This is a genomic window from Streptomyces albus subsp. albus, from assembly GCF_000725885.1.
In the GTDB taxonomy this organism is placed as follows: domain Bacteria; phylum Actinomycetota; class Actinomycetes; order Streptomycetales; family Streptomycetaceae; genus Streptomyces; species Streptomyces albus.
In genome coordinates, this window is sequence record NZ_JODR01000027.1 from 70,141 (window position 1) to 94,777 (window position 24,637).

22 protein-coding genes are annotated in these 24,637 nt (G+C 72.7%); 7 read left to right on the top strand and 15 right to left on the bottom strand.

Annotation, left to right across the window (positions count from 1 at the left end; all coding sequences use genetic code 11):
- Positions 1 to 26: 26 nt before the first annotated feature.
- The 3 genes from IO40_RS0127270 to IO40_RS0127280 are packed head-to-tail and all read right to left on the bottom strand — an operon-like array spanning position 27 to position 2,478.
- On the bottom strand, positions 27 to 803 hold the full coding sequence (locus tag IO40_RS0127270; RefSeq protein WP_016469709.1) for a CoA-transferase subunit beta: 777 nt from the start codon (positions 801 to 803) through the stop codon (positions 27 to 29).
- On the bottom strand, positions 800 to 1,702 hold the full coding sequence (locus IO40_RS0127275) for a CoA transferase subunit A (protein WP_016469710.1): 903 nt from the start codon (positions 1,700 to 1,702) through the stop codon (positions 800 to 802). The genes IO40_RS0127270 and IO40_RS0127275 overlap by 4 nt, the downstream gene beginning before the upstream one ends.
- On the bottom strand, positions 1,699 to 2,478 hold the full coding sequence (locus IO40_RS0127280; RefSeq protein WP_016469711.1) for an enoyl-CoA hydratase family protein: 780 nt from the start codon (positions 2,476 to 2,478) through the stop codon (positions 1,699 to 1,701). Before IO40_RS0127280 ends, IO40_RS0127275 begins: the two co-directional genes overlap by 4 nt.
- Before the next feature lie 121 nt (positions 2,479 to 2,599).
- Between IO40_RS0127280 and IO40_RS0127285 the strand changes: the two genes are divergently transcribed.
- The 3 genes from IO40_RS0127285 (at position 2,600) to hsaA (ending at position 5,755) form a co-directional block, all read left to right on the top strand.
- A complete protein-coding gene (locus IO40_RS0127285; RefSeq protein WP_016469712.1) occupies positions 2,600 to 3,358 on the top strand; it encodes an SDR family oxidoreductase in 759 nt (252 codons plus the stop codon).
- A 114-nt stretch (positions 3,359 to 3,472) separates the two neighbouring features.
- Positions 3,473 to 4,405: an SDR family oxidoreductase gene (locus tag IO40_RS0127290; RefSeq protein ID WP_016469713.1), complete on the top strand. Its 933-nt coding sequence runs from the start codon at positions 3,473 to 3,475 to the stop codon at positions 4,403 to 4,405.
- Positions 4,406 to 4,561: 156 nt separating this feature from the next.
- Positions 4,562 to 5,755 carry a 3-hydroxy-9,10-secoandrosta-1,3,5(10)-triene-9,17-dione monooxygenase oxygenase subunit gene (hsaA, locus tag IO40_RS0127295; protein ID WP_078659843.1) on the top strand — a complete coding sequence of 398 codons (1,194 nt, stop codon included), beginning with the start codon at positions 4,562 to 4,564 and terminating at the stop codon, positions 5,753 to 5,755.
- A gap of 22 nt (positions 5,756 to 5,777) precedes the next feature.
- Here hsaA and IO40_RS0127300 read toward each other — a convergent pair whose 3' ends face one another.
- From IO40_RS0127300 to IO40_RS0127340, 9 genes are all read right to left on the bottom strand, one after another.
- Positions 5,778 to 6,605, bottom strand: a complete 828-nt coding sequence (locus IO40_RS0127300; protein WP_016469715.1) for a hypothetical protein — start codon at positions 6,603 to 6,605, stop codon at positions 5,778 to 5,780.
- A gap of 46 nt (positions 6,606 to 6,651) precedes the next feature.
- The gene (locus tag IO40_RS0127305) at positions 6,652 to 7,809 is read right to left on the bottom strand and encodes an acyltransferase family protein (protein ID WP_031176306.1); all 1,158 of its coding nucleotides are present in this window, start codon (positions 7,807 to 7,809) and stop codon (positions 6,652 to 6,654) included.
- Positions 7,806 to 10,490, bottom strand: coding sequence for a CDP-glycerol glycerophosphotransferase family protein (locus IO40_RS0127310; RefSeq protein ID WP_016469717.1), 2,685 nt, complete (start codon positions 10,488 to 10,490; stop codon positions 7,806 to 7,808). Before IO40_RS0127310 ends, IO40_RS0127305 begins: the two co-directional genes overlap by 4 nt.
- Positions 10,483 to 12,300 (bottom strand): CDP-glycerol glycerophosphotransferase family protein, encoded by a 1,818-nt coding sequence (locus IO40_RS0127315; protein WP_041968907.1) that lies wholly within the window; start codon positions 12,298 to 12,300, stop codon positions 10,483 to 10,485. The genes IO40_RS0127310 and IO40_RS0127315 overlap by 8 nt, the downstream gene beginning before the upstream one ends.
- Positions 12,297 to 13,916 carry a bifunctional cytidylyltransferase/SDR family oxidoreductase gene (locus IO40_RS0127320; protein ID WP_016469719.1) on the bottom strand — a complete coding sequence of 540 codons (1,620 nt, stop codon included), beginning with the start codon at positions 13,914 to 13,916 and terminating at the stop codon, positions 12,297 to 12,299. Before IO40_RS0127320 ends, IO40_RS0127315 begins: the two co-directional genes overlap by 4 nt.
- 215 nt (positions 13,917 to 14,131) lie before the next feature.
- Positions 14,132 to 15,295 (bottom strand): acetyl-CoA C-acetyltransferase, encoded by a 1,164-nt coding sequence (locus tag IO40_RS0127325; protein WP_031176308.1) that lies wholly within the window; start codon positions 15,293 to 15,295, stop codon positions 14,132 to 14,134.
- Positions 15,296 to 15,335: 40 nt separating this feature from the next.
- Positions 15,336 to 15,935, bottom strand: a complete 600-nt coding sequence (locus tag IO40_RS0127330; RefSeq protein ID WP_016469721.1) for a TetR/AcrR family transcriptional regulator — start codon at positions 15,933 to 15,935, stop codon at positions 15,336 to 15,338.
- Between the two features lie 67 nt (positions 15,936 to 16,002).
- The gene (locus IO40_RS0127335) at positions 16,003 to 16,803 is read right to left on the bottom strand and encodes an SDR family oxidoreductase (RefSeq protein ID WP_016469722.1); all 801 of its coding nucleotides are present in this window, start codon (positions 16,801 to 16,803) and stop codon (positions 16,003 to 16,005) included.
- Positions 16,800 to 18,017: an acyl-CoA dehydrogenase family protein gene (locus IO40_RS0127340; RefSeq protein ID WP_016469723.1), complete on the bottom strand. Its 1,218-nt coding sequence runs from the start codon at positions 18,015 to 18,017 to the stop codon at positions 16,800 to 16,802. Before IO40_RS0127340 ends, IO40_RS0127335 begins: the two co-directional genes overlap by 4 nt.
- Before the next feature lie 144 nt (positions 18,018 to 18,161).
- On the opposite strand from IO40_RS0127340, the gene IO40_RS0127345 reads away from it, so the two are divergent.
- The 3 genes from IO40_RS0127345 to IO40_RS39505 are packed head-to-tail and all read left to right on the top strand — an operon-like array spanning position 18,162 to position 21,160.
- Positions 18,162 to 19,049, top strand: coding sequence for an enoyl-CoA hydratase (locus IO40_RS0127345; protein WP_016469724.1), 888 nt, complete (start codon positions 18,162 to 18,164; stop codon positions 19,047 to 19,049).
- Between the two features lie 2 nt (positions 19,050 to 19,051).
- Positions 19,052 to 20,212: an acyl-CoA dehydrogenase family protein gene (locus tag IO40_RS0127350; RefSeq protein ID WP_031176310.1), complete on the top strand. Its 1,161-nt coding sequence runs from the start codon at positions 19,052 to 19,054 to the stop codon at positions 20,210 to 20,212.
- A 3-nt stretch (positions 20,213 to 20,215) separates the two neighbouring features.
- Positions 20,216 to 21,160 carry an acyl-CoA dehydrogenase family protein gene (locus IO40_RS39505; protein WP_031176311.1) on the top strand — a complete coding sequence of 315 codons (945 nt, stop codon included), beginning with the start codon at positions 20,216 to 20,218 and terminating at the stop codon, positions 21,158 to 21,160.
- Between the two features lie 119 nt (positions 21,161 to 21,279).
- On the opposite strand, the gene IO40_RS0127360 is transcribed toward IO40_RS39505, so the two are convergent.
- From IO40_RS0127360 to IO40_RS0127370, 3 genes are all read right to left on the bottom strand, one after another.
- Positions 21,280 to 21,669 (bottom strand): hypothetical protein, encoded by a 390-nt coding sequence (locus tag IO40_RS0127360; protein ID WP_016469727.1) that lies wholly within the window; start codon positions 21,667 to 21,669, stop codon positions 21,280 to 21,282.
- Complete coding sequence (locus IO40_RS0127365) at positions 21,662 to 21,865, bottom strand: hypothetical protein (RefSeq protein ID WP_016469728.1); 204 nt, start codon at positions 21,863 to 21,865, stop codon at positions 21,662 to 21,664. Before IO40_RS0127365 ends, IO40_RS0127360 begins: the two co-directional genes overlap by 8 nt.
- 548 nt (positions 21,866 to 22,413) lie before the next feature.
- The gene (locus IO40_RS0127370; RefSeq protein ID WP_016469729.1) at positions 22,414 to 23,634 is read right to left on the bottom strand and encodes a helix-turn-helix transcriptional regulator; all 1,221 of its coding nucleotides are present in this window, start codon (positions 23,632 to 23,634) and stop codon (positions 22,414 to 22,416) included.
- 265 nt (positions 23,635 to 23,899) lie between these two features.
- Between IO40_RS0127370 and IO40_RS0127375 the strand changes: the two genes are divergently transcribed.
- Positions 23,900 to 24,433, top strand: a complete 534-nt coding sequence (locus IO40_RS0127375; RefSeq protein ID WP_016469730.1) for a flavoprotein — start codon at positions 23,900 to 23,902, stop codon at positions 24,431 to 24,433.
- Positions 24,434 to 24,637 lie beyond the last annotated feature (204 nt).

Consider the following 24,637-nt stretch of genomic DNA (forward strand, 5'->3'; position numbering starts at 1 on the left):
GCCCGGCGGCTCGTGGTGGCCGGTGGTCATGCGCGGACCTCCCGGTCGCGGGTGGCGCGCGGGTCGAGGACGTCGCGGATGAGCCGCAGCTCCTCGGCGGTCGGTGTGCGGGTGACGGGCACCTCGTCCGGGATGACCAGCGGGAACCCCGTCCGCTCCGTCACGTCCGCGACGGTGACGCCCGGGTGGACGCTGGCCAGCCGCATCCGGCGGTCGGGGGTGGCGAAGTCGAGCACCGCCAGATCGGTGACGACGCGGCGCAGTTCGTGGAAGCGGGCGGCGGCCGGGCCGGCCGCCGCGGCGCGGTCGTGTCCGACGCCGCTGACCATGTCCACCCGCTCGGTGAACACCCGCGTGGAGTGCCGGGGCACCCAGTAGGAGACGGGGTGGTTGACGGTGTTGGAGGGGGCGCCGCGCGAGCCGAGCAGCTGGCGTGCGGGGCGGTTCCAGTCGCCGATGCAGGAGATGTTCTGGTTGCCGTGGGCGTCGAGCTGGCTGGCCCCCATCATCATGTGCCGTTTGCCGCGGGCGGCCAGCGACAGGTGTTTGCGGTAGGGCAGCCAGCCCTCGATCCGGCCGGGCCCGGTGGGTTCGGCCACCAGCATGGCCTCGCCGTCGGTCAGCAGCAGTCCGGGGCTGAAGGTGAGCCGGGCCAGCCGTGCGCCGAGCGCGGGTACGACGCCCGCGGTGGCGGCCAGCACCTCTCCGTCGCCGCGCCAGGTCTCGGCGCAGGCGACGACGCAGATCTCGGCGCGGGTGGCGGCGGGTGCCGTGGGCGGGGTGGTGCTCGTGGCGGGGGTCATGCGGGGGTGTCCTTCCGTCCTCGTCCGTCCCGTCCTGGTCCGTCCGCGCCGGTCCGGGCGCCCACCGCCTCCTGGTAGGCGTCCTCGTCGCCGCCGAGGTAGCGCTCCTGGAAGGCGGCCCACGCCTCGGGATCCTTGGCGGCCTGGACGTAGGCGCGCTGGAACTCCTCGTCGCGGCCGTAGTCGGGGGCGCAGCCGGTGAAGTGGGCGCCGTACGGGGTGTGCAGGACGCCGGTGACGTTCTGCCGCTGCACCAACAGGGTCTGGGGCGGCCCCTCGAAGCCGTCCACGAGCTGTTCGCAGGACAGATAGGTCTCCTCGGCGGCCTCGGTGAACAGGTCGTCGAAGTAGGGGTCGGGGCCCAGGCACTGCCCGTTGCCGCGCGCGTCGGCGCGGTGCATGTGGACGAGGGCGACATCGAGCCGCAGCGCGGGGGCGGCCAGCAGTTCCTCGCCGTCCTCGTAGGGCGAGGTGACCGTCCGCAGCCGGGGGTTGTGGCGGGGGATGTCCGAGCCGAGGCCGCCGCGTACGGGCATGAACGGCAGTCGGTGCGCGGCGGCGGTCAGCCCCCACAGGAACATCGACTCGTCCCATTCCTCGAAGGCGAGGGTCCCGCTCTCGCGGGCGGCGCGGAAGTGCGGTTCCAGCGGTACGGAGTCGAGTGTGACGAAGGGCGCGACGAGTGTGCGGATGCGTCCCGCGGCGGCCAGCAGTCCCACATCCGGTCCGCCGCAGGAGACGACGGTCAGGTCCTTCACGCCGGTGCGCAGCAGGGCCCGCACCAGTGCCATCGGTTTGCGCCGGGAGCCCCAGCCGCCGATGCCGACGGTCATGCCGGAGGTGATGCGGCCGGCGAACTCCTCCAGGGTGAGGCGCTTGTCGGGCGGTGCTGCGGTCACGGTGTCACTTCCCTTCGGTCCCCTTCCGGGGAGCGGGTGCGGACGAAGGAGTCCCGGTGCCGGTCGGAGACGCCCGAGAGGTTCGCCTCGAACGTGAAGCCCTGTTCGTACCGGTAGCTGCGGCGGACGTCGACGGGATCGATGCCGTTGAGGGCTTCTTTGGCGAGGCGCAGCAGGTAGCCGTCCTTGGCGGCGATCCGGGCGGCCAGCCGGAGGGCGACTTCGGGCAGTTCCTCCGCGGTCGGGGCCAGTTCCCACACCGCGCCGTACCGGTGCAGTTCGCGGGCGGTGAGGGTGTGGCCCGTGTAGTAGAGGGGGCGCATCAGGTGGGGCGGCAGCAGGCGGGAGAGGTGGGTGGCGGCGCCGAGGGCTCCGCGGTCGAGTTCGGGCAGCCCGAAGGTGGCGTCCTCGCTCGCCACGATCGCGTCGGCGTTGCCGATCAGGCCGATGCCGCCGCCGAGGCAGTGGCCGTGGACGGCCGCGACGACGGGGACCTCGCATTCGTAGACGGCGGCGAAGGCCGCGGCGCAGCCGCGGTTGGCGCCGATGAGGGCGTCGTGGCCCGGGGTGCGCTGCATCTCCTTGATGTCGACGCCCGCGTTGAAGCCGCGTCCGGCGGCGGTCAGGACGACGACGCGGTGGGCGGGGTCGCGGCCCGCCGCGGTGACGGCGTCGGCCAGGTCGTACCAGCCCTGTACGGGCAGGGCGTTGACCGGCGGGTGGTCGACGGTCACGACGGCGATGCCGTCGCGCGGGCGGGAGGTGGAGACAGACATGGGCGGATCAGCTACCTTTCCACCTAACGTTTGTTTGGTGTGAAGCTAGCAGTGCGCCGGTGCGTTGCGGAAGAGCCGGACCGCCGCACGCGCACCGCATCGAGCCGAGGGAGGCCGCCTCATGGCCGTTGCCGTCGTCACCGGGGGAACCCGCGGAGTGGGTGCGGGCATCGCCCGCGCGTTCCTCCGCAGCGGGGCGCGCGTCGTCGTCTGCGGGCGCCGCCCGCCGGATGCGCCCGTGACCGCGGCGGGCCGCGAAGCCCAGTACCTGCCACTGGACGTACGCGACGCACAGGCGGGCGAGGAACTGTGCGCCCGCGTGGTGGGGGAGCACGGCTCCCTGGACGTGCTGGTCAACAACGCGGGCGGCACCCCCTACCGGCCCCTGGCCGAGGGCGGCGCCCACCACCACGCCCGGGTCGTCGAGCTGAACCTGCTGGCGCCGCTCCATCTCTCCCGCGCCGCGCACACGCACATGCGGCAGCAGTCAGGCGGCGGCGCCATCGTGATGGTCGGCAGCGTCAGCGGGGGCCGCCCGTCACCGGGGACGGCCGCGTACGGGGCGGCCAAGGCGGGCCTGGAGAACCTGGCGCGCTCGATGGCGATGGAGTGGGCCGCGGACGGGGTGCGCGTCAACACGGTGGTGCTGGGCATGGCCCGCACCGAACGCACGGAACTGCACTACGGCGACGCGGAGGGGGTGGCCGCCGTCTCCGCCACCGTGCCCATGGGCCGGCTGGCCGAACCCGACGAGGTGGGGGACGCCTGCGTGTTCCTGGCGTCCGACGCCGCCCGCTACATCTCCGGCGCCTCCCTGGCGGTGCACGGCGGCGGGGAGCGTCCGGCGTTCCTGCAGGCCGCCAACGTCAACAAGCCCTGACCAACCTCAACAAGCCCTGACCGGCCGCCACAAGCCCGTACCCGCCGCCGGCAACCCCCTGGCCGACCGTCAACAAGTCCCTATCGGCGCCCCTTCCACGAACCGGAGGTCACCATGTCCGAAGAACTCACCGCGCCCGCCCGGATCGCCGAGGGCCGGGTCGTCGTCGTCACCGGCGCGGGCCGGGGGCTGGGCCGCGCCCACGCGCTGGCGTTCGCGCGGGCCGGCGCACGGGTCGTCGTCAACGATCTGGGGGTCGCCCTCGACGGCGCCGCGGGCGGGGAGACGCCCGCCGAGCAGGTCGCCGCGCAGATCCGGGAGCGGGGCGGCGAGGCGGCCGTCAGCACCGACGACGTCGCCGACAGCGAGGGCGCGGCACGGCTGGTGCGCACGGCGCTGGACCGTTTCGGCCGGCTCGACACCCTCGTCAACAACGCGGGGTTCCTGCGGGACCGGATGCTGGTCAACCTGGACGAGGACGACTGGGACGCGGTCCTCCGCGTCCACCTGACCGGGCACTTCCTGCCGATGAAGCACGCGGCGGCGCACTGGCGTGCGGAGGCGAAGGCGGGCCGCACCCCCGTCGCGCGGATCGTCAACACCTCCTCCGGGGCCGGGCTGCTGGGCTCCGTCGGCCAGGGCAACTACACGGCGGCCAAGGCGGGCATCGCCGCGCTGACGCTGGTGGCCGCCGCAGAGTTCGGCCGCTACGGGGTGCAGGTCAACGCCATCGCACCGGCGGCCCGCACCCGGATGACGGAGCGGACGTTCGCCGAGGACATGGCCGCGCCCGCCGACGGCGGCTTCGACGCCATGGCACCCGAGAACGTCTCCCCCCTGGTCGTCTACCTGGGCTCGGCGGCCAGCGAGGGCATCACCGGCCGCGTCTTCGAGGCCGAGGGCGGCCGGGTCACCGTGATGGACGGCTGGCGCCGCGCCGCGCACGCCGACAAGGCGGCCCGCTGGGAGCCGGCCGAACTCGACGCCGCCGTACGGGACCTGCTGGCCAGGTCCCCCGAGCCGGAACCGGTCTACGGCGCCCGGTAGGCACGGCCCGGCCCGCGCACACCGAAAGCGGGGCCGCAGAGTCGCCGCCCCCCGTGACCGGCACCCGCTCCCGGCCAGTGAGACGGGCCGCAGACCCCGGGCCCGGCCCCCTCGTACGTTCACGGCAGCGAGGCCGACGTGAGGGAGGCAGACGCCGTGAGCGGTGTGGGTGTGGGTGACGACGGGGCGGCAGCGAAGGTCGTCGAGGCCGTGCGGGATCTGGTGCCCCGCATCCGGGAGCGGGCGGCGGAGGCCGAGGCCGCGGGGCGGGTACCCGACGAGACGGTGCGGCAGTTGGCCGACGCCGGGCTCTTCCGGCTGCTCCAGCCCACCCGTTTCGGAGGGCTGGCCGCCTCGCCGGTGCACTTCTACTCCGCGATCAAGACCATCGCCGCCGCATGCGGCTCCACCGGGTGGATCTCCTCCGTGATCGGCGTCCACAACTGGCAGCTCGCGCTCTTCCCCGACCGGGCCCAGCAGGAGGTGTGGGGCGCCGACCCGGACACCCGTGTCTCCTCCTCGTACGCGCCGACCGGCACCGTCGAGGCGGTCGGTGGCGGGTTCCGGATGTCGGGGCGGTGGTTGTTCTCCTCCGGGTGCGAGCACGCCGAGTGGGCGTTCCTCGGCGGCATGACCGTCGCCGCCGACGGCACCGTGGACGCCCGCACCTATCTGGTGCCGCGCACCGACTACCGCATCGAGCACAACTGGGACACCCAGGGGCTGCGGGCCACCGGCTCGCACGACATCGTCATCGACGAACCCGTCTTCGTGCCCGAGCACCGCACCCTGGCCTACGCCCGCACCGTCGCCCTCGACTGCCCCGGCCAGGAGGTGAACCCCGAACCGGTCTACCGGCTGCCGTTCGGCGGGCTGTTCCCCACCACCATCACCGTGCCGCCGCTGGGCGTGGCCGAGGGGGCCTGGCAGACCTATGTGGACGTCACCAGGGAACGGTTCCGCGTCTCCTACGGGCAGAAGGTGGTGGACGACCCGTTCGCGCACGTGCGCATCGCCCGCGCCGCGAGCGAGGTGGACGCCGCCTGGCTGCAGATCCGGCGGAATGTGGCGGAGCTGTACGCGCACGCCGTGCGCGGCGAGGAGCTGCCGGCGGAGCTGCGGCTGCGGGTCCGCCGCGACCAGGTCCTGGGCACCGGACGGGCGGTGGCGGCCACCGACCTGCTGATGGAGAACGCCGGCGGCAACGCGATGCGCCACGCGCACGTCCTCCAGCGCTACTGGCGCGACGTGCACACCGGACGCGGCCACGTCGCCAACGACCCCGAGCGCGCCCTCACCCTCTTCGGCCGGGGCGCGCTGGGCCTGGACGCGCGGGACACCATGATCTGAGCCCGTGCCGGGGCGGGTGCCGTCAGCGGACGGGCTGCGGCACCCGCCTCACCTCGGCCGTGCCGCTGGTCAGCAGATCCTCGTGGCGGACGGCGAAATCACCGTTGGGCAGCAGACCTTCGTACCGCCGGCCCACCACCCGGTCGGGCAGGAAGGCGCGCAGCCCGTGGCGCATGCCGGGGCCGTACTCCACCGGCTCGCCCCACAGCGCCGGGCTCTCGTCGCTGCCGAACAGCACCCAGTGGTCCACCGGCACCTTCCCCACCATGCCCGGGGGCCGCCCGGTGTGCGCGTCCAGCGCGGGGGCCACCAGCACCTCGGGGTCGAGCGGCTCGTACCACATCAGCAGCGGTTTGGCCTGCGCGGCCGAGGCGTTGTCGAAGCAGCACACGGCCAGGGCGTGGCCGGGGTAGCGCTCGGCGTAGAACCGCATCAGCTCCGGGTTCAGCGCGGGGCGCTTGTGCGCGGGCACCCGGCCGAGCGCGGCGGGCAGGTCGGTGGGGTCGGCGGCCAGCATGACGGTGTAGATGTCGTGCTCGAAGACCTCGACCCGCCCGCCGTCGCCGCCCATCCAGTCCATCGCCGCCATGCCCCCGGCCGCCACCGATCTGGGCCGTACCGCGTCCACCATCCGGTCCAGCACGTCCGTGCTGTCGCCGACGTCGAGGAAGTTGGCCTGCGTCATGCCGCGCGCCGGCAGGTGGAGCAGCATCGCGTTGGGGCCGTCGGCACGGTTGGCGGCGGTGTTCCGGTAGCCGAGGACATGGACCAGCCCGTGCTCGGGGTGGTGGCGGCGCCCCGCGTACAGCGTGGTGCCGGAGAACTCGGCCGGATGCATCGAGACGCACATCGGTGGACCCCCTGGTGACTCGCGGCGGTGGACGCGCCGCCCGACGCTACCGGGTGCCGCCGGACGCGGCGGCTTCGGGGGACCGCCGGTGCCGGCCCGGCTGCCGGGGGAAGAGCCAGTCCATCCGCGGCTCGACCACGAACCGCAGCGCCCGGCGGACCGGCGGCGTGCACAGTACGGTCACCACGGCGGCGGCGATCAGGGTGACGGCCACCATGCCCGCCGGGGTGTGCACCCACTCCGGGTCGTACCAGCCCCACCAGCGGCTGCCCTTGACCAGGAAGCCGTGCAGCAGGAAACCGTAGAGCGTGCCGGCGCCCAGCGCGGTGCACCACAGCCGGCGGCCCGGCACCCACGCCAGGAAGCAGGCGCTGAGCACCAGCGAGCAGACCAGCATCGCCAGGGACATCGCCACCCCGGTCGGCGCCCCGACCCCCAGGTCCTGTGCGGCGTCGCGCAGGAACAGCCACTGGTGGTTCATCCGGGGCGCCGCCCAGTAGGCGAAGGCCAGCGCGCCGAGCACCACCGGGACGGCCAGCAGCCGGGCGGAGCGGCGCCGCACCAGCGCGAAGTGCTCGGGCCGTAGCATCAGGCCGATCACGAAGAACGGCATGAAGCGCAGCACGCGTTGCAGTTCCAGCTCGTGCCCGATGTCGGGCGAGACCGAGACGAGGACGGCGACGACCACCGAGGTGGTGACCGGCCACCGCAGCCGCTCCCACACGGGGGTGAGCAGCCGCCAGCAGCACAGCGCCAGCAGGAACCACATCACGAACCACGGGTCGAACAGGTCGACCGGGTAGTCGGGTTCGTCGTGCGCCCAACGCCGGAAGAGGGCGTAGGCCGTCTGGAAGACGACGTACGGCACCGCCACCCCCGTCACCAGGCGCTTGACCCGGTGCGGGGTGAAGGTGAAACCGCGCGAGAAGTAGCCGGAGATCATGATGAACGCCGGCATGTGGAAGGTGTAGACGAACAGGTACAGCGCGGTGGCGGCCCGGCTGTCGTCCCAGAACGGCTCCCAGGCGTGGGCGGCGGCCACCAGCACGATCGCCAGGTACTTCGCGTTGTCGAAGTAGGGGTCCCGGCGGCCGGCGCCGGCCTTCTCCGCCGCGCCGCGCCGCTTGTCGGGTGCGGCGGCACCGCCCCCGGTCGCCGGTGCGGCCGGGGGCGGGCTGACCTGTGCGGGCAGCGGTGTCCTCATCGCCGCCCGAGTTCCAGCATGCGGTCCACGACCCGGGCGGTGGCCAGCCCGTCGGAGGGCTCGCAGAAGTCCCGGACGAAGTCCGCGTACCGGTCCTTGTGGGCCTCGGCCACGGCGTCGATGTCCCGGATCGCGGCGACCAGCTCCTCACTCGTCTTGATCAGCGGCCCGGGGGCCCGCTCGGTGAAGTCGAAGTAGAAGCCGCGCAGCGTGTCCCGGTAGTGCTCCAGGTCGTAGGTGAAGAAGAGCATCGGCCGGCCCGAGTGCGCGAAGTCGAACAGCACCGAGGAGTAGTCGGTGATGAGCACGTCCGCGATCAGGTACAGCTCCGCGATGTCCGGATAGCCCGACACGTCGAAGACGAAGCCCTCGCCCGCGCCCGGGATGGCGTCCAGGATCTTGGGGTGCTTGCGGAACAGGAAGACGTGGTCGTCGCCCAGTTCCCGCTCGGCGGCGGCCAGATCGACCTTCAGGTCCAGCTTGAACCGCTGCCCGCCGTGCCGCTGGTCGTCCCGCCAGGTGGGCGCGTACAGGACCACCTTCTTGTCGGCGGGGATGCCCAGCACCTTCCGCACCCGGGTGGCGATCGCGGCCCGCTCGGGGGAGTGGAAGAGGTCGTTGCGCGGATAGCCGGCCTCCAGCACCTCGCCCTCCGCGCAGAACGCCCGCTTCATCACCGGGGTGGTGAAGGCGTTGGGCGAGACGGTGATGTCGAACTGGCGGAACCGGTGCGGCAGCGAGGCGATGTAGGCGCGGTTGGCCTTCGGGGTGCCCAGCAGGTCGGCGCCGATCTTCTTCAGCGGGGTGCCGTGCCAGGTCTGCACGACGGTCTGCCCCTCCCGCTTGGTGAACCAGTCGCCCAGGCCGACGTTGGTGACCACGTACCTGCTGCGGGCCAGCGCCTCGTACCACTCCTTGGAGTGCCACTCCAGCGGTGTGACCCCCTCGGGCAGCGCCACCTGGCCGTCGGCGACCGACCACAGGTGCTCGACCTCCACACCCCGTCGCACCAGCTCCTCGTGGATGGCCCGCGGGGAGTCGGAGAACTGCTTGCCGCCGAAGCTGTTGTAGAAGACCGCGTCCCGCAGCGGCAGCTTCTTGTGCTGCTCGGTGAACTCGGTGCGCAGCAGATGCTGCCGGTAGGCGCCCCGCTCGTCCTCGCCCAGCGGGGATTCGACCTCCAGGTAGATCCGGTCGAAGTAGCGCCGCTCCACCCGGAAGGAGCGGCCGGACGCCTCGTGCTCCAGCGGGAGGCGGCCCACCATGTCGGCCCGGAGCTTGACCGGGACGTCCTTGCGGTGGGTGGTGACACCGGCGGCACGGATGGCGAAGTACCAGCGGCCCTTGCGCAGCGGCAGCGTGACGTCCGGGTCGTAGGTGGCCGTCTCCAGCGGCTGCACGCTCGCCCGGAAACGGCGGGTGGCCGGGTCGTACTCCAGCGGCAGGTGCTTCTCCTCGTGCTGGCCGCCGTGCCGCAGCACCAGCCGGGCCCCCTCGCCGGGGCCGCCGAACTCGCCCTCCAGCACCAGCGCGCCCTCGGCGGTCCAGCTGAGGGAGTCCACCACCGGCTGGCGGGCCCGGTCGTGCATCTTCAGCAGGCCGGGTCCGTCCGTGGTCAGCGCGATCTCCCGGCCGCCCGGCAAGTCCCAGGACCCGGCGGCGAAGTCGGCGGAGACGGTCGCGCGCCGCTTGCCGCCGTCGGCCAGCAGCAGATGGCAGTGCCAGTCGTGGGTCTTGCCGTACGGCGTCTCCACCTCGTGCAGCCGGGCCAGCGGGACGCGCGCCGTGCCGTCCTCGGCCACCGGGTAGTGGTGGTCACCGATCTGCAGGGCGGTGACGCCCGTCCCGTGGCGGCGCACCGTCAGCTCCAGGACGGAGCCGTCCTTGCGGTGGCCGCTGATCTCCGCCGGGACCGCGTCCAGGGTGATCTGGAGCCGGCCCTTGGAGTCGAACCCGGCCACCAGGCGGCGGCCGTCGGACACGTGCCGCACCTGGGTGTGGCCGCCGGAGCCGACCACGTTCTTGACGGGCCGCACCCCGTGCGGGCCGCCGGGGCCCGGCAGGATCAGACCGAGCTGCCACACGCCGGGCCGCCCCGAGCCGGGCAGCTTCTCCGGGTCCAGCACGAACTCGAAGCCGGACCAGTCGTAGCAGTGCAGCGCCTGCTTGGAGGCGGCGGTCGCCTCCGGCATCCGCACCGCGCGCACGGTGAAGGGCGTGCGGCGCCGGCTGCCCTTGCGCCACAGCAGGCCGAACCGCGGCAGCTTCGGCTGCTGGGCCATCGGCACATTGGCCACGTACGCCCAGCCGCGCACCCGCAGCCTGCCGTCGGGCTGCCACTCCAGCGCGGTCAGCTTGCTGTGGACCGGCAGATCCTTCCTGCCGTTGAGCGGTATCTGGCCCACTTCGGGGAAGACGGCCCGGGTGCGGCGCAGTCCGCGCACGTGGAAGCCGCCGGGGTGGCTGCGCTGGAAGTGCTGGAGGGCCACCGCCTCGTCCAGCCGGCCCTGGCGGACCAGCGTCCAGGCGAGCCGTTCGGCGGGCGGCAGCCGGTCCAGTCCGGCCGCGTCGTCCTTCCAGTGGTCGCGCGCCGCGGCCAGGAAGGCGGTGCGCTCCTCCTCGTCCGCCTCGGGCAGGAACCGCAGGCCGCGGGCCAGCTCTTCGGGGATCGTGTCACTCATGGGTCAGCGACTCCAGGTTGCGGACGCCGGCCTTGGTCGCCAGCTCCTTGACGGCCAGCTCGAAGCGGGCGAGCGGGTCGGGGCCGGAGGGGCCCAGCAGATAGGTCTTGAGTTTGGCACGGTCGGCGGCCAGGGGGTCGCCGGCCGGGTCGCGCAGGGCGGCCAGGAGCTGTTCGATGCCGTTGGCCTGATTGTCCAGGATGACGGCGGCACGGACCGCGGTGTTCTGCCGCCGGAACTCCTCGGCGCCCAGCCCGGCCGAGTCGGTGACGGCGTAGGGACGGCCGCTGGCGATCCAGTCGGAGACGACGGAGGAGATGTCGGAGACCAGCGCGTCGGAGACGTTGAAGCAGTCGTAGAGCGCCGGCACCGGGCCGGTGACCACCTCGTGTTCGCCGCCGGCCGCCCGGATCAGCGCGGTGATCTTCTCGTGCGCCTCGCGGGCGAGCGCCGAGCGGGTGCCGGTGAAGGGGTGCGGCTTGTAGAGCACTCGTACCGGGTCGGGCGAGGCCAGCAGGGCGCGCACGATGTGCTCGCCGGCCAGGATGATCGAGGTGTTGCCCGGGTCGTCCGTCCAGCCCTCCCAGGTGGGGGCGTACAGCACGGTGGGGGTGCGGCCCTCGCGCGGCAGCGGGCCGCTGAAGACGGGGGCGAGCTGGGGCCGGCCGACCTCCACGATGTCCTCGTCGCGGACGCCCACGTTGGCCAGGGCGTACCGGTCGCGGCCGGCCCGTCCGGCGGTCCACACCTCGTCGTAGACCTTGCTGTACGGGTTGACGCTGGCGATCTTGTCGCTGTCGCCGTGCCCGACGAAGACGTGCTTCATGGTGGGTTCGCGCAGCAGGTGGATGTTCTTCCCGACGTTCGCCGGGTACAGCGCGACCCGCAGCATGCTCAGGTCGAGGTTCATCAGGTGCACGGCGGAGGGCACACAGGCGACGGGCACGGTGGTCTCGGCCAGGGTCTCCATGGTGTACCGCTCGCGCAGCAGCACCATGGGCCGCAGGCCGCGGGCGGCCAGCTGCTCCAGCGTCCCCAGCCACATGGACACCTGGTAGGTGGACTCGGGCGAGCCGGAGAAGTACAGCACGGTGTCCGGCTGGTGTTCGGTCAGCCAGTTGTCGAACCACTCCAGCACCCGCTCGCGGCGGGGCGGCAGCTTGCCGGGCCGCATGCAGGCGGCCAGCGCCAGGACGTAGCCCAGGGCCAGGACCAGGGTGACGCCGATCCCGGTGTACGCCACGGCGCGGGGGGCGCCCGCCACCGCGGCCAGCACCCCGGCGACCGCGAAGATGTCCAGGTGCTGCATCTTCTCGGCGCCCCGGTGCAGCAGCGCCTGCGGCGGCGGTGCGGGCAGCGGCAGCCGGGAGGTGTCGATGTTGCGGGTCTCCACCGGCAGCCGGTGGTGCCGGTTGCGCAGCAGGGTGGACAGTGCGCTGTGCGGCACCTGGAGGCAGTGGAAGGCCACGAAGCAGCTGATGGCCGCGACGGCGACGGCGCTCTCCGCCTTGTCGAGCCGGACCAGCAGCAGCACCAGCATCAGATGCCGCAGCAGGAACCGTACGCCCAGCCCGGCGCGGGCCTTCGCCAGCCTGCTGAGCAGATAGCTGCCGCGCCGGTGCAGGAAGTGGTCGGCCAGGTAGGTGGCCGCGGTCACTCCCGCGAACAGCCCGAGCTGGGGCAGCAGTGCCGCGACCAGCAGCACCGGCAGTCCGCCCAGCAGCACGACGGCCGCGAACAGCTCGCCGAACGAACCGACGCGCGCCGCCTTCAGCAGCTTCTCGCGCCGTTCCTCGGTCATACGGATCATGCGACGACTCCGTCTTCCACGTGCTCGGCGTTCTCCACACGCCCGTTGTCGGTGTTGCCGGCGGCCCCGGTGCCCTCGTCGGTGCAAGGGGCGGCCGTGCCCGGTCCGTCGGCGGGGGCACCGGCCAGGGCGCCGCCCAGGCTGTCGTCGAGCTGGGCGGCCAGTGCCTTCTCGAAGGCGGAGGCCGCCGCCGGGGAACGGGTGGGGTCCTGCTGGCGGACGTCGATGACGTGGCCCGTCATGGCCGACAGCAGGACGTCGAGTGAAGCATGGGCCACCGCCTCGGAGCTCAGCAGGGTACCCGGCGGCTCCTCGCCGAAGGCCCTGGTGCGCATCGGGGTGGCCGTCCGCTCCGGGTTGACGCAGTTGACGCGGATGCCGTCGGCCGCCCACTCGTCGGCCAGCGCCTGGGTCAGATTGACCAGGGCGGCCTTGGACGACGAGTAGAGGCTGTAGCCGGCGCGGCCCCGGGTGTAGCTGCTGGAGGTGTACAGCAGCAGGTGGCCGCCGGTCTCGGTGAGGTACTTGTGGGCGGAGCGGGCGATGTGCAGCGGGGCGAGGTAGTTGACCCGGAGGGCTTCCTCCACCGTCTCCAGGTCGGTCTCGGCGAGCTGGCCGATGCGCAGCACGCCCGCGGTGTTGACGACGAAGTCGATGCGGCCGGTCGCCTCGTACGCCGCGGCCAGCGCCTCGGCCACCTGCTCGGCGTTCTCCACGTGGGTGCCGGTGGTGGAGCGGCCGTAGGCGAAGACCCGGGCGCCGTAGCCCTCGGCGAGCCGGGCGATGTCGGCGCCGATGCCGTAGGAGCCGCCGAAGACGACGACCGTCCTGCCGCGCAGCCCCTCCGCGTACACCTCGTCGGCGGAACGTTCCGGCGCCGCCGTGGAGGCCAGCTGGAACAGCTTGTCGGCCAGGAACACGTCGACGGGCTGGGTGACCTTCATGTTGTACTCGTCGCCCGCCACCACGTGGATCGGGACGTCCGGCAGGTAGCGCAGCACCACGGAGCAGTCGTCGGTGGCCTGGAAATTCGGGTCCTTGGCGGCCAGCTCGTAGGCACGCCGGATGGTGGACAGCCGGAACGCCTGCGGGGTCTGGCCCCGGCGCAGCCGCGAGCGGTCCGGCACGTCGGTGATGAACTCGCCGTCCTCCCCGTGCCGGCGGGTGACGATGATGGTGTCGGCCGACGGGATGGCGACGTCCACCGCCTGGTAGCGCTCCAGCGCCGCGACGCACTCGCGGATCACCCGCTGGGAGAGCAGGGGGCGCACGGCGTCGTGGAAGAGGACGTACCGTTCCTCACCGTCGGCCAGGCCCTCGCTCAGCGCCGCGATGGCGTTCTCGGTGGTCGCGTTCCGGCTCGCGCCGCCCTCCAGCACCCGGCGTACCTTGGTCAGCCCGGCCTTCTCGACGATCTTCTCGACCTCGGGGACGTAGCCGGGCGTCATCAGCACCAGCACCTCGTCGATGTCCTCCGCCTGTTCGAACACGCTCAGCGTGTGTTCGATCAGTGGTTTCCCCGCGATCTTGAGCAGCTGCTTGGGGATGGACAGACCGACACGCTGCCCTGTGCCGCCTGCCAGGACGACGGCGACGGTGCGTATGTGAGGAGCCACGAAAAAACCTGCCTTGCGCTGAGAAGTCGAGCTGCGCGGTGAGGAAGCGGCACGGGAGGGGTGATCGCCGGGTGAACCACGCGTCTCCTTTGATGCTTCAGACAGGTGAACAGTTGTGCTCAGTTACGCGTTTGAGACATTTACCGGAGGGGCATAGGCGACGCCGCCCGGCCGGCGCCCCCGCCGACGGGGCCGCCGGACCGTTCGAGCAGGGGTCAGAGCCGTTCGATGACCGTCACATTCGCCTGCCCGCCGCCCTCGCACATCGTCTGGAGCCCGTAGCGGCCCCCGGTGCGCTCCAGCTCGTGCAGCAGCGTCGTCATCAGCTTGGTGCCGGTGGCGCCCAGCGGGTGGCCCAGCGCGATGGCACCGCCGTTGACGTTGACTTTCTCCGGATCGCAGCCGGTGTCCTTCAGCCAGGCCAGGACCACGGAGGCGAACGCCTCGTTGATCTCCACCAGATCGATGTCGTCCAGCGTCATCCCCGCCTTCCGGAGCGCGTGCCGGGTCGCCGGGATGGGGGCCGACAGCATCCGGATGGGGTCCTCGCCGCGCACCGACAGATGGTGCACCCGGGCCCGCGGAGTGAGATTGTGCACACGGACCGCCTCCTCGGAGGCGAGCAGCATCGCCGAGGACGCGTCCGAAATCTGCGAGGAGACGGCCGCGGTCAGCCGGCCGCCCTCCACCACCGGGTCGAGCGCGGCCATCTTCTCCAGGCTGGTGCCGCGCCGGGGCCCCTCGTCCACCGCGTGCTCCCCGAACGGGGCGATCTCCCGCTCGAAGCGGCCCTCGTCGATCGCGCGCAGGGCACGCCGGTGCGAGCGCAGCGCCCAGCGTTCCATCTCCTCCCGGTCGATGCCCCACTGGTCCGCGATCAGCTCGGCGCCGTGGAACTGGTTAACGGGAGCGTCGCCGTACCGGGCCCGCCAGCCCGCGGAGCCGTGATACGGGCCGCCGGTGAGACCGAGCGCGTCACCCGCCTGGCGCGAGGCGTAGGCGATGGGCACCTGCGACATGTTCTGCACCCCGCCGGCCACCACCAGATCGGCGGTGCCGGACATGACGGCCTGGGCGGCGAAGTGCACCGCCTGCTGGGAGGAGCCGCACTGCCGGTCCACGGTGACGCCGGGCACCGACTCGGGCAGCCCCGCCGCCAGCCACGCGGTCCGCGCGATGTCGCCCGCCTGCGGGCCGACGGCGTCCAGACAGCCGAACACCACGTCCTCCACCGCCTCGGGGTCCACCCCCGTCCGCTCCATCAGGGCGCGCAGCGCGTGCGCCCCCAGATCGGCCGGGTGGACCTCGGCCAGGGCGCCGCCGCGCTTGCCGACCGGTGACCGGACCGCTCCGACGATGTACGCCTCGCTGCGGGGCATCGCATCCACTCTCCTCGGATCAGGGCCACCCGCCCGTGTGCTAGGTGGCGATTCCGTCGAGCACCATCGACGTGTACTGCTGGGCGATCTGCGCCGCGCTCTTGCGCCCCCGCGGCCGGAACCAGACGGCCGCCACCCACACCGTGTCCCGCACGAACCGGTAGGCGACGGGTACGTCCAGCTCGCGCCGGAAACTGCCGTCGGCCACCCCGCGCTCCAGGGTGTGCGTCCACAGCTTCCGGAAGCGCTGCTGGGAGTCGGCCAGGTAGCCGAAGCGTTCCTGGGCGGCGAGCCGGCGGGCCTCCTTCTGGTAGATGACGACCGCGGGGCGGTGCCGCTCCATCTGCCGGAACGACTCGGTCACCAGACCCTCGAAGGTCTCGCGCGGCCCGAGCCCGGCCTCCTCGATCCGCCGGTAGCCCTCCCACAGGTCGGTCAGGAAGGCGCTGAGGATCTCGTCGGCCATCGACTCCTTGGAGTCGAAGTGGTAGTAGAGGCTGCCCGCGAGCATCCCGGCGCGGTCCGCGATCGTGCGGACGGTCGTCGCGTTGTAGCCCAGCTCCGCGAACACCTCGGCCGCGGTCGCCAGCAGCTCGGCCCGGCGCCCGGTGCCTGCGGGGGTCTTCTTCGGCGTCACCATGCATCCATTGTCGGTCGGGGCAGGTCGGGGCCGGTCCCGGGCGGATCGCCGCACGGGACCCCGTCCCTCAGGGGTGCCGGCTGCTGACCGCGACCGTCTCGCCCGTCATGTAGGAGGAGTAGTCGCTGGCCAGGAAGACGATCACGTTGGCGACCTCCCAGGGCTCCGCGTAGCGGCCGAACGCCTCCTTGGCGGTCAGCTCCGCCAGCAGCTCGGGGGTGGTGACCTTCACCAGATTGGGGTGCATCGCCAGCGAGGGGGCGACCGCGTTGACCCGCACCCCCAGTTCGGCCCCCTCCAGGGCGGCGCAGCGCGTCAGCGCCATGACGCCCGCCTTGGCCGCCGCGTAGTGCGCCTGGCCGCGCTGGGCCCGCCAGCCGACCACCGAGGCGTTGTTGACGATCACCCCGCCGTCCCGCTGGCCGCGCATCGCCCGCAGGGCCGCCCGGGTGCAGCGGAAGGTGCCGCCCAGTGTGACGTCCAGCACCCGGGACCACTGCTCGTCGGTCATCTCCACCAGCTCCGCGGTGCCGCCCAGGCCCGCGTTGTTGACGAGGACGTCGATCCGGCCGTGGCGGGCGGTGCAGGCGTCCAGCAGCGCGCCGACCTCCTCCTCGACGGTCACGTCGCAGCGCACGGCGTGCACCCGCGCGGCGCCGAACTCCTCGGCGAGGGCGCGGGCGCTCTCCGCGAGCCGGCGCTCGTGGGTGTCACCGATGACGACGCCCTCGGCGCCCTCCTCCAGGACGCGGCGTGCCGTCGCCCCGCCGATCCCGCTGCCGGCGGCTGCCGTGACGACCACGCAGCGCCCCGCCAGCAGCCCGTGCGGGGCGGGGACCTCGGGTGCGGTGCTGCCGGCTCGGATCACGCGGGTGCTCCCTTCACGGCGGCACGGGGCTCCTTGGGCAGCCCCAGGACGCGTTCGGCGATGATGTTGCGCTGGATCTCGTCGGAACCGGCGTAGATGGTGTCGGCACGGGAGAAGAGGAAGAGCCGCTGCCACTCGTCGAGCCCGTCCGGCGCCTCGGAGTCCGCGACGAGCCCGGCGGCGCCGCGCACCGCCATGGCCAGTTCGCCCAGTTCGCGGTGCCAGCCGGCCCACACCAGTTTCCCGGTCGACGCCTCGGGGCCGGGCGCGCCCCGCTCGATGCCGGCGAGCGAGCGGAGCCCGTTGAGCCGGATCACCTCCAGGCCCTCCCAGGCGCGGGCGAGACGGTCGCGCAGCAGTGGATCGTCCAGGGCGCCGCACCGCCGGGCGAGCCGGGTCAGCCGGGTCAGTTCGCGCTCGAAGCCGACCTGCTGGCCGAGGGTGGAGACGCCGCGTTCGAAGCCGAGGGTGGCCATGGCGACCCGCCAGCCGTCGCCGGGGGCGCCGACGATGTGGGCGGCGTCGGTGCGGGCGCCGTCGAAGAAGACCTCGTTGAACTCGCTGGTGCCGGTCAGCTGGGTGAGCGGGCGGACGGTGACGCCCTCCTGGTCCATCGGCACCAGCAGGCAGGACAGCCCGTGGTGGCGCGGCCGGTCCGCACGGTGCGGCTCGGTGCGGGCCAGGACGAAGCACCAGTCGGCCTCGTGCGCGAGCGAGGTCCACACCTTCTGCCCGTCGATCACCCACCGGCCCCCCTCCAGCCGGGCGCGGGTGCGTACGGCGGCCAGATCGCTGCCGGCCTCGGGTTCGCTGTAGCCCTGGCACCACAGCTCGCGCACCTCGCGGATGGGGCCGAGGAACCTCTCGCGCTGGGCGGGGGTGCCCAGGGCGATGAGGGTGGGGCCCAGGAGCTGTTCGCCGATGTGGTTGACGCGGGCGGGCGCGTTCGCGCGGGCGTACTCCTCGTGGAAGATCACCTGCTCGGCGATGCCCGCGCCCCGGCCGCCGTGCTCGCGGGGCCAGCCCAGGCAGGTCCAGCCCGCCCGGGCCATGTGCCGCTCCCAGGCGAGCCGTTCGGTGAAGGCCTCGTGTTCGCGGCCGGGTCCGCCCAGTCCGCGCAGGGCGGCGAAGTCGCCGGTGAGCGCGGTGTGCAGCCAGGCGCGTACCTCGGCGCGGAAGGCGTCGTGCGCGGTCTCGTCCGTGGCGTGCGGCACGGGTGGCTCCGCCCCCTTCCGGGTCTCGACGGGGTGTCGGCGGTCACGCTAATCTACCAAACACTTGTTAGGGAAGCCTTCGCCCGCGACCTCTGTGCGGACCGCCCGTACCGGACGCCGCGACGTGCGAGAAGGAGGACGCGCATGCCGCAAGACAGCTCCCCCGTGGTGACGTACGAACGCGTCGGCGCCGTCGCCCGCCTCACCCTCAACCGCCCCGAGTACCGCAACGCCCAGAACTCCGCGATGACCTACGCCCTCGACGCCGCCTTCCAGCGCGCCGCCGACGACGACGAGGTCCGCGCCCTCGTCCTGGCCGGAGCCGGCAAACACTTCAGCGCCGGACACGACATCGGCACCCCCGGCCGCGACGCGCACCTGTCCTTCCCCCGCAAGGCCGGACTGTGGTGGGACCACGTCGGCCAGGACGGCGAGGAGTCCCGGTACGCCCGCGAGTCCGAGGTCTACCTGGGGATGTGCCGCCGCTGGCGGGAACTGCCCAAACCCGTCGTCTGCGCCGTCCAGGGCGCCTGCATCGCCGGCGGACTGATGCTCGCCTGGGTGTGCGACCTGATCGTCGCCAGCGACGACGCCTTCTTCGCCGACCCCGTCGTCCGCATGGGCATCCCCGGCGTCGAGTACTTCGCCCACCCCTGGGTCATGGGACCCCGCCTCGCCAAGGAATTCCTCTACACCGGCGACCGGATGAGCGCACAGCGCGCCTTCGAGATCGGCATGGTCAACCGCGTCGTCCCCCGCGACCGTCTCGCCGCCGAGGCCCGGGAACTGGCCGAACGGATCGCCCGCATGCCCCGCTTCGGACTCGCCCTCACCAAACGCGCCGTCAACCAGGCCGAGGACCTGATGGGCCTGCACAGCGGGCTCGACTCCGTCTTCGGGCTGCACCACGTGGCCCACGCCCACAACGCCGAGACCGGCGCCGACCCGCTGGGCGGCATGAACGCCCGCTCCATGCGGGACGCCGGACGCGCCGCGGCCGGCGACACCGCGGACCGCGAGGAGAAAGAGTGACGATGGACCTCGCCCTCACCCCCGCCGAGGAAGAGTTCCGCGCCGAGGCCCGCGCCTGGCTCGCCGCGCACGTCCCCGCCGAGCCGCTGCCCTCCCTGGAGACCGCCGAGGGCTTCGCAGCACACCGCGCCTGGGAACGCGAACTGCACGGGGGCGGCTGGTCCGTCGTCTCCTGGCCCACCGCCCTGGGCGGCCGGGACGCGAGCCTGACCGAATGGCTCCTCTTCGAGGAGGAGTACTACGCCGCCGGCGCCCCCGGCAGGGTCAGCCAGAACGGCATCAACCTCCTCGCCCCCACCCTCTTCGCCCACGGCACCGCGGAACAACTCGCCCGCATCCTGCCCCCCATGGCCTCCGGCGAGACCATCTGGGCCCAGGCATGGTCCGAACCCGAGGCCGGCTCCGACCTCGCCTCCCTGACGTCCCGCGCCGAACGCACCGACCGCGACGGCGGCGGCTGGCTCCTCACCGGCCAGAAGACCTGGTCGTCCCGCGCCGCCTTCGCCGACCGCGCCTTCGGCCTCTTCCGCACCGATCCCACCGCCGAACGCCACCGCGGACTGAGCTACCTGATGTTCCCCCTGGACGCCGAGGGCGTCACCGTGCGGCCCATCGGACGGCTGGACGGCAAACCCGCCTTCGCCGAGATCTTCCTCGACCAGGTCTTCGTGCCCGACGCCGACGTCATCGGCGAACCCGGCCAGGGCTGGCGCGCCGCCATGTCCACGGCCGGCAACGAACGCGGCCTCACCCTGCGCTCGCCCGGCCGGTTCACCGCCGCCGCCGCACGACTGCGCCACCTGTGGGAACACCACGGCTCGCCCGGCGACACCGCGACCGCCGGCCGCGTCGCCGACGCCTGGATCCGCGCCCGCGCCTACCAGCTCGCCGGATACGCGGCGGCCTCCGCCCCCGACGACCCGCAGGCCGCCGTCCCCTCCTCCATGAACAAACTCTTCTGGTCCCAGCTCGACATAGACCTCCACGAAACCGCCCTCGACCTGCTCGGCCCCGGCACCGCGGAGATCACCGAGGGGCTGCCCGAATCCACCTGGCTGGACGGCTGGATCTTCGCGCTCGCCGGCCCCCTCTACGCCGGAACCAACGAGATCCAGCGCGACATCGTCGCCGAGCGGGTGCTCGGCCTGCCGAGGGGACGCTGAACCATGCGCTTTCTGCCCGACCAGGACCACCTGGCCTACACCTCGACCGTCCGCCGCCTCCTGGAGGACTCCACACCGGTCAGGACCGCCCGCGCCTGGGCGGCCGGCGACCACGCCCCCGGCCGCGCCCTGTGGCGCGCGCTGGCCGACACCGGCCTCCCCGCCCTCGCCGTCCCCGAAGAAGCCGGCGGCCTGGGCTGGTACCCGCCCGAACTGGCCGCCGCCTTCGTGGAGATCGGCCGCGCCGCAGCTCCCGGACCACTCGTCGAAACGGTCGCCCTGACCGCCGCCCTGCACGACGGGAAACTGCTCACAGGGGAGCATCTGGCCACGGTCACCGACCCCGCCGCCGGGTACGCCGTGGACGCACACGCCGCGGACGCCGTCTACACCCTCACCCCCACACCGCCCCCCGCCCTCCACGCCGCGACACCCACCGGCCCCGCCCTGCCCTCCGTCGACCCCACCCGCCACCTGGTGCGCTGCACCCCGGGCGACCCCGTGGTCGCCGACACCCGACGCCTGAGCGACCTGTGCACGCTGCTGACCGCGGCCCAGCTCCTGGGGCTGGGCCGGGCACTCCTGGACAGCAGCGTCGAATACGTACGGCACCGCAAGCAGTTCGGCCGCCCGGTCGGCTCCTTCCAGGCCGTCAAACACCAGCTCGCGGACGCCGCCGTCGGACTCGAATTCGCGCAGCCACTGCTGCACGGGGCGGCACTCGCCGTACGCGGCGACGCGGCGGCCGACCCGCGCGACCTGCCCGCGGCCAAGGCCGCCTGCTCCCAGGCCGCCCTCACCGCGGCCCGCACCGCACTCCAGGTCCACGGCGCCATCGGCTACACCGACGAGTACGACGTCTCCCTCCTCCTCCGCAAGGCAAGAGCACTGGCCCAGGCATGGGGCACGACGAGAACCTGCCACGAGGCGGTGCTGGCAGCCCCCTGATGCGGGCCGACTGACTGGGACGGCCCCGCCCCTCGGCGGCCGTGCGCGCCGGCCCAACTGGTGGCATGGGTCAGCCCTGGTTCGGCTCGCGTTCGTCGTGGCCGACCCCGGTGCGTCTCCTACAGGGGTTCGGGTTCGGTGGTGGCGTCGTTCCAGCACTCGCCACGAAGGGCGGCGTGGGCGAGAAGAACAGCGGCGCGCATCTGCACGACAGGATCGGCACCCTGGTCCGTCCCGACGGTGAACGGGCCGTCGGCGTCGTCGTGTGCACGGGCGGCGCGGTGCAACTCGGCGGCGAGCTTGAAGGCCGCCCCGGAAGCGCGGGGGAGGGGCCGGTCGCGCGCGTCCCGAGCCAGGCACGCGAGGGCATGGGCACGGTCTTCGGCGCTGCTGGTGCGCCAGCTGCTGGTGAGGAAGGCGGAGTGCGCGGCGTCGTGGTGGCCGACGATGTGCAGCTTCCACCGGATGTGCCGCACGAGGGTGAGACTGCGGGCTGTGCGCTCAGTCATCGGTCGGCTCCTCGGCCGGGTACTGCCGGGGTGGGCAGGCACAGCGCGGGGTGACGCTGATGAGGGGCGGGTAGTCCCCGGCGACGGGTGTGGTGGTCACATCGAGTTGCGGCGTCTGCCCGCAGCCCGAGCACGGCGACAGGTCGCGCTCCAGCGCGGCCCGCACGGAGGCGACGGCGGGGTCAGGTACGGTCACGGCCCCGCTCCTTCGCACAGCGCGGACAGGCGCACGGCGGGCACGGCACCCACACCGGAGGCGGCCCCTCACCCTTCACGGCCCGCTCCCGGCTCCACGTACGTCCGGAATCCCGCGAGACCCGGATGGTCATCCGACTCACAACCGGGCACCCCCGCCCAACTGTCGAGGGGCACGCTGGCCCTCAGTAGCCGAACGCGGCTCGCAGGCGACGAAGATGAGGACGCTCAGCCTGTGAGCGGCACCGTCAGCGGCTTGCATGCGGCGTGGATGTTCGCCGGGTGAACAACGGAGTCGGATGGCGTCGATGGTCACGGGTCTGGCGCTCCCTGATCGGCACGTATGCGGTGCCGACCTGACCTCTGACCGACGCAGGCCGGCACCCACTGTGCTGATCACGCTATGGAAGCAGGTGATTACGGAACAGGGACTTGGTCGCCCCATCTCGCGCGCGATCCCCGTGCGACTGGGACGTGCTGTCCTACCGGAACGGTCTGCCCGCTCACCGAGCGGACGAGAAACGCACCACCCTCGAATCCGAGCGGAGTTCACAGCAGGGGGTCGACACCGAGACGGGCGGCCAAGCCCCGGAGGGGTGTGGAGCGGCGGCGCTCGGACTCCAGCATCTCCTGCACGGTGGCGACGGCGAGGGTCTGATAGCGGATCCACTCCGGCTGGTCCTGCTCGACCTCCAGCAGCGTCTCCAGCGCCCCGTCCCAGTCCCCTGTCTCGTACTGGGCGTGGGAGACGTCCACGCGGTGAGCCGCGCTGTGCACAGGGCGGGAGATCGCGGACCGGTCGATGCGAGCTGCCACCTCCAGCGCGCGGGAGTGGTCGGCCTGCTCACCGGCGAGAGCGATGTTCACCTGCTGCGTCAGCACGTCCACTGTCGAAAACGCTGTGCCGTACGCCCTGACGGGGCCGGAGCGCACAGCGGCGGCTTCAGCCAGGTTCAGGTACTCGCGGGCCTCGTCGTGCCGGTCACGTCGCGCCGCCGGCGTGGCGGCGGCGAGCAGGAGGTTGCCGTACACCGCGAATTCGAGCGGTTCGGCCCTGCTGAACGACGGCTCCAGCGCTTCCGCCTTCCGCTCGGCCACCTGCTGCGCCTGTTCCCATCGCCCCTGCCGCAGCAGGACCCACGACAGGGTGCTCACGCCCATGCCGGACATCAGCGGGTCGGATGCATGCTCGGCGGCCTCCAACTGCTTACGGACAGCGTCGAACGCCCAGGAAGCGTGCCCGGCCTGGGCCGAGAGAGAGGCCGCGAGCTGGTACGAGAGGGCCAGCCGCTGCCACGCCTTCCCGGCGTCGGCGCCCGTCAGCTCCCGAACCACCCGGGTGCCGTCCCGGAGGATGAGGGGGAGCCGCCCGGCCAGCGTGCTGTAGGCGCCCGCCCAGTAGAGGGAGGTCGCCTCACCGACCGCACGCATCCACGCGTCCGCGTCGGGGGCCTCGTCCAATGCGGTGTCGGCCAGAACACCCGGCAGCACGTCCACGTCCTGGATGGCGTCGCGCAGGGCGAGCAGGCCCCCCTCGTCGGTCCCGCTCTTCCGCGTCACGGTGGGCTGCCCCAGAAGGCGCTCCAGTTCCACGTCCAGGGCAGACGCGATCTTCCGCAGAGTGCCGAGCCGGGCCGTGGTCCGGCGACCTTGCTCCAGCTTGCGGATGGTGTCCACCGACACGCCTGCCCGCTCGGCCAACTGCTCCTGGGTCATTTCGTCACGGAAGCCGCGCAGCTTGGCGATGCGCGCACCGATGTGGTCGCTCATGTCTGTCCCCACCAGAAAGTCGGTAACTCTCCACGCTACGCCGGGTATTCAGCCCCGAGTAAGGCGTGGAACCCGCGCAACCTCGTCCGAGCGGCTGAGGTGAGAGCTGCGCCGGAGCATGTCGACCCACGATGGTGTGAAAGGGCCAGCGACGGACGCTGCCGTCTGCCGTCGTCCATCCGTGGTTTGGCTCAGATGTCATGGAACTGGTGCCGTCACCGGGGCCGGAGTTGCGCGGGTTGGCGCGGCGTTGTGGACTCTCGGCATGACGCGGCCGGTTCTCTATCTGATCGCCTGTGCGGCGGGTCCCGCCCAGCACGTCGACGACGGCGTGCGCATGGCGCAAGCTGCCGGTTGGGACACCTGTCTGATCCTCTCGCCGACCGCCGCGAGGTGGTGGGGGACCCGTCTCGCGGAACTTGAGGCGCTGACCGGGCACCCTGTGCGGCACCGGTACACCATGCCCGGTGAGTCGGGCGGGCTGCCGAAGGCGGATGCCATGCTCGTCGCGCCGTTGACCACGACGAGTGCGTGCAAGTGGGCGGCGGGGATCACCGACACGGTGGCCCTGGGGATCCCCGCCGAGGCCGTGCACCTGGGCGTGCCGGTCGTCGCGGCGCCGTTCTGGTCCACCGCGCTGGGGGCACAGCCCGCCGTGGATCGCGCCGTCGCGACACTGCGGGAGCAGGGTGTGCGGGTGGTGTTCGCCCCAGGTGAGCCACACCAACCCAAGCAGGGGAACGGTGCGGCGTTCCCCTGGGACCGGCTGCTGGAAGAGGTCCGCCTCGACCCCGTATGAGCCGCAGCCGGGCGCACTCGGCGAACGCCGTGCCGCCAAGGGCGGGAGACCGGGCATGAGGACCGGTGGGTGGGGGTGGAGGGGTGGGTGTTCCGGAACACTAAAGCGTGATTTTCGGCCCGACCGGAAGAGCGTAGGCCCATGCGGAGGGGGTCGGGCAGTAAATCATGCCGTTCCGGAACACCCCCCCCTCCACCCCCACCC

Coding starts and splice junctions, on each gene's coding strand:
- IO40_RS0127270 (WP_016469709.1), bottom strand. CDS start 803: ATGACCCCCGCCACGAGCACCACCCCGCCCACGGCACCCGCCGCCACC.
- IO40_RS0127280 (WP_016469711.1), bottom strand. CDS start 2,478: ATGTCTGTCTCCACCTCCCGCCCGCGCGACGGCATCGCCGTCGTGACC.
- IO40_RS0127285 (WP_016469712.1), top strand. CDS start 2,600: ATGGCCGTTGCCGTCGTCACCGGGGGAACCCGCGGAGTGGGTGCGGGC.
- IO40_RS0127290 (WP_016469713.1), top strand. CDS start 3,473: ATGTCCGAAGAACTCACCGCGCCCGCCCGGATCGCCGAGGGCCGGGTC.
- IO40_RS0127300 (WP_016469715.1), bottom strand. CDS start 6,605: ATGTGCGTCTCGATGCATCCGGCCGAGTTCTCCGGCACCACGCTGTAC.
- IO40_RS0127305 (WP_031176306.1), bottom strand. CDS start 7,809: ATGAGGACACCGCTGCCCGCACAGGTCAGCCCGCCCCCGGCCGCACCG.
- IO40_RS0127310 (WP_016469717.1), bottom strand. CDS start 10,490: ATGAGTGACACGATCCCCGAAGAGCTGGCCCGCGGCCTGCGGTTCCTG.
- IO40_RS0127315 (WP_041968907.1), bottom strand. CDS start 12,300: ATGATCCGTATGACCGAGGAACGGCGCGAGAAGCTGCTGAAGGCGGCG.
- IO40_RS0127325 (WP_031176308.1), bottom strand. CDS start 15,295: ATGCCCCGCAGCGAGGCGTACATCGTCGGAGCGGTCCGGTCACCGGTC.
- IO40_RS0127330 (WP_016469721.1), bottom strand. CDS start 15,935: ATGGTGACGCCGAAGAAGACCCCCGCAGGCACCGGGCGCCGGGCCGAG.
- IO40_RS0127345 (WP_016469724.1), top strand. CDS start 18,162: ATGCCGCAAGACAGCTCCCCCGTGGTGACGTACGAACGCGTCGGCGCC.
- IO40_RS0127350 (WP_031176310.1), top strand. CDS start 19,052: ATGGACCTCGCCCTCACCCCCGCCGAGGAAGAGTTCCGCGCCGAGGCC.
- IO40_RS39505 (WP_031176311.1), top strand. CDS start 20,216: ATGCGCTTTCTGCCCGACCAGGACCACCTGGCCTACACCTCGACCGTC.
- IO40_RS0127360 (WP_016469727.1), bottom strand. CDS start 21,669: ATGACTGAGCGCACAGCCCGCAGTCTCACCCTCGTGCGGCACATCCGG.
- IO40_RS0127370 (WP_016469729.1), bottom strand. CDS start 23,634: ATGAGCGACCACATCGGTGCGCGCATCGCCAAGCTGCGCGGCTTCCGT.
- IO40_RS0127375 (WP_016469730.1), top strand. CDS start 23,900: ATGACGCGGCCGGTTCTCTATCTGATCGCCTGTGCGGCGGGTCCCGCC.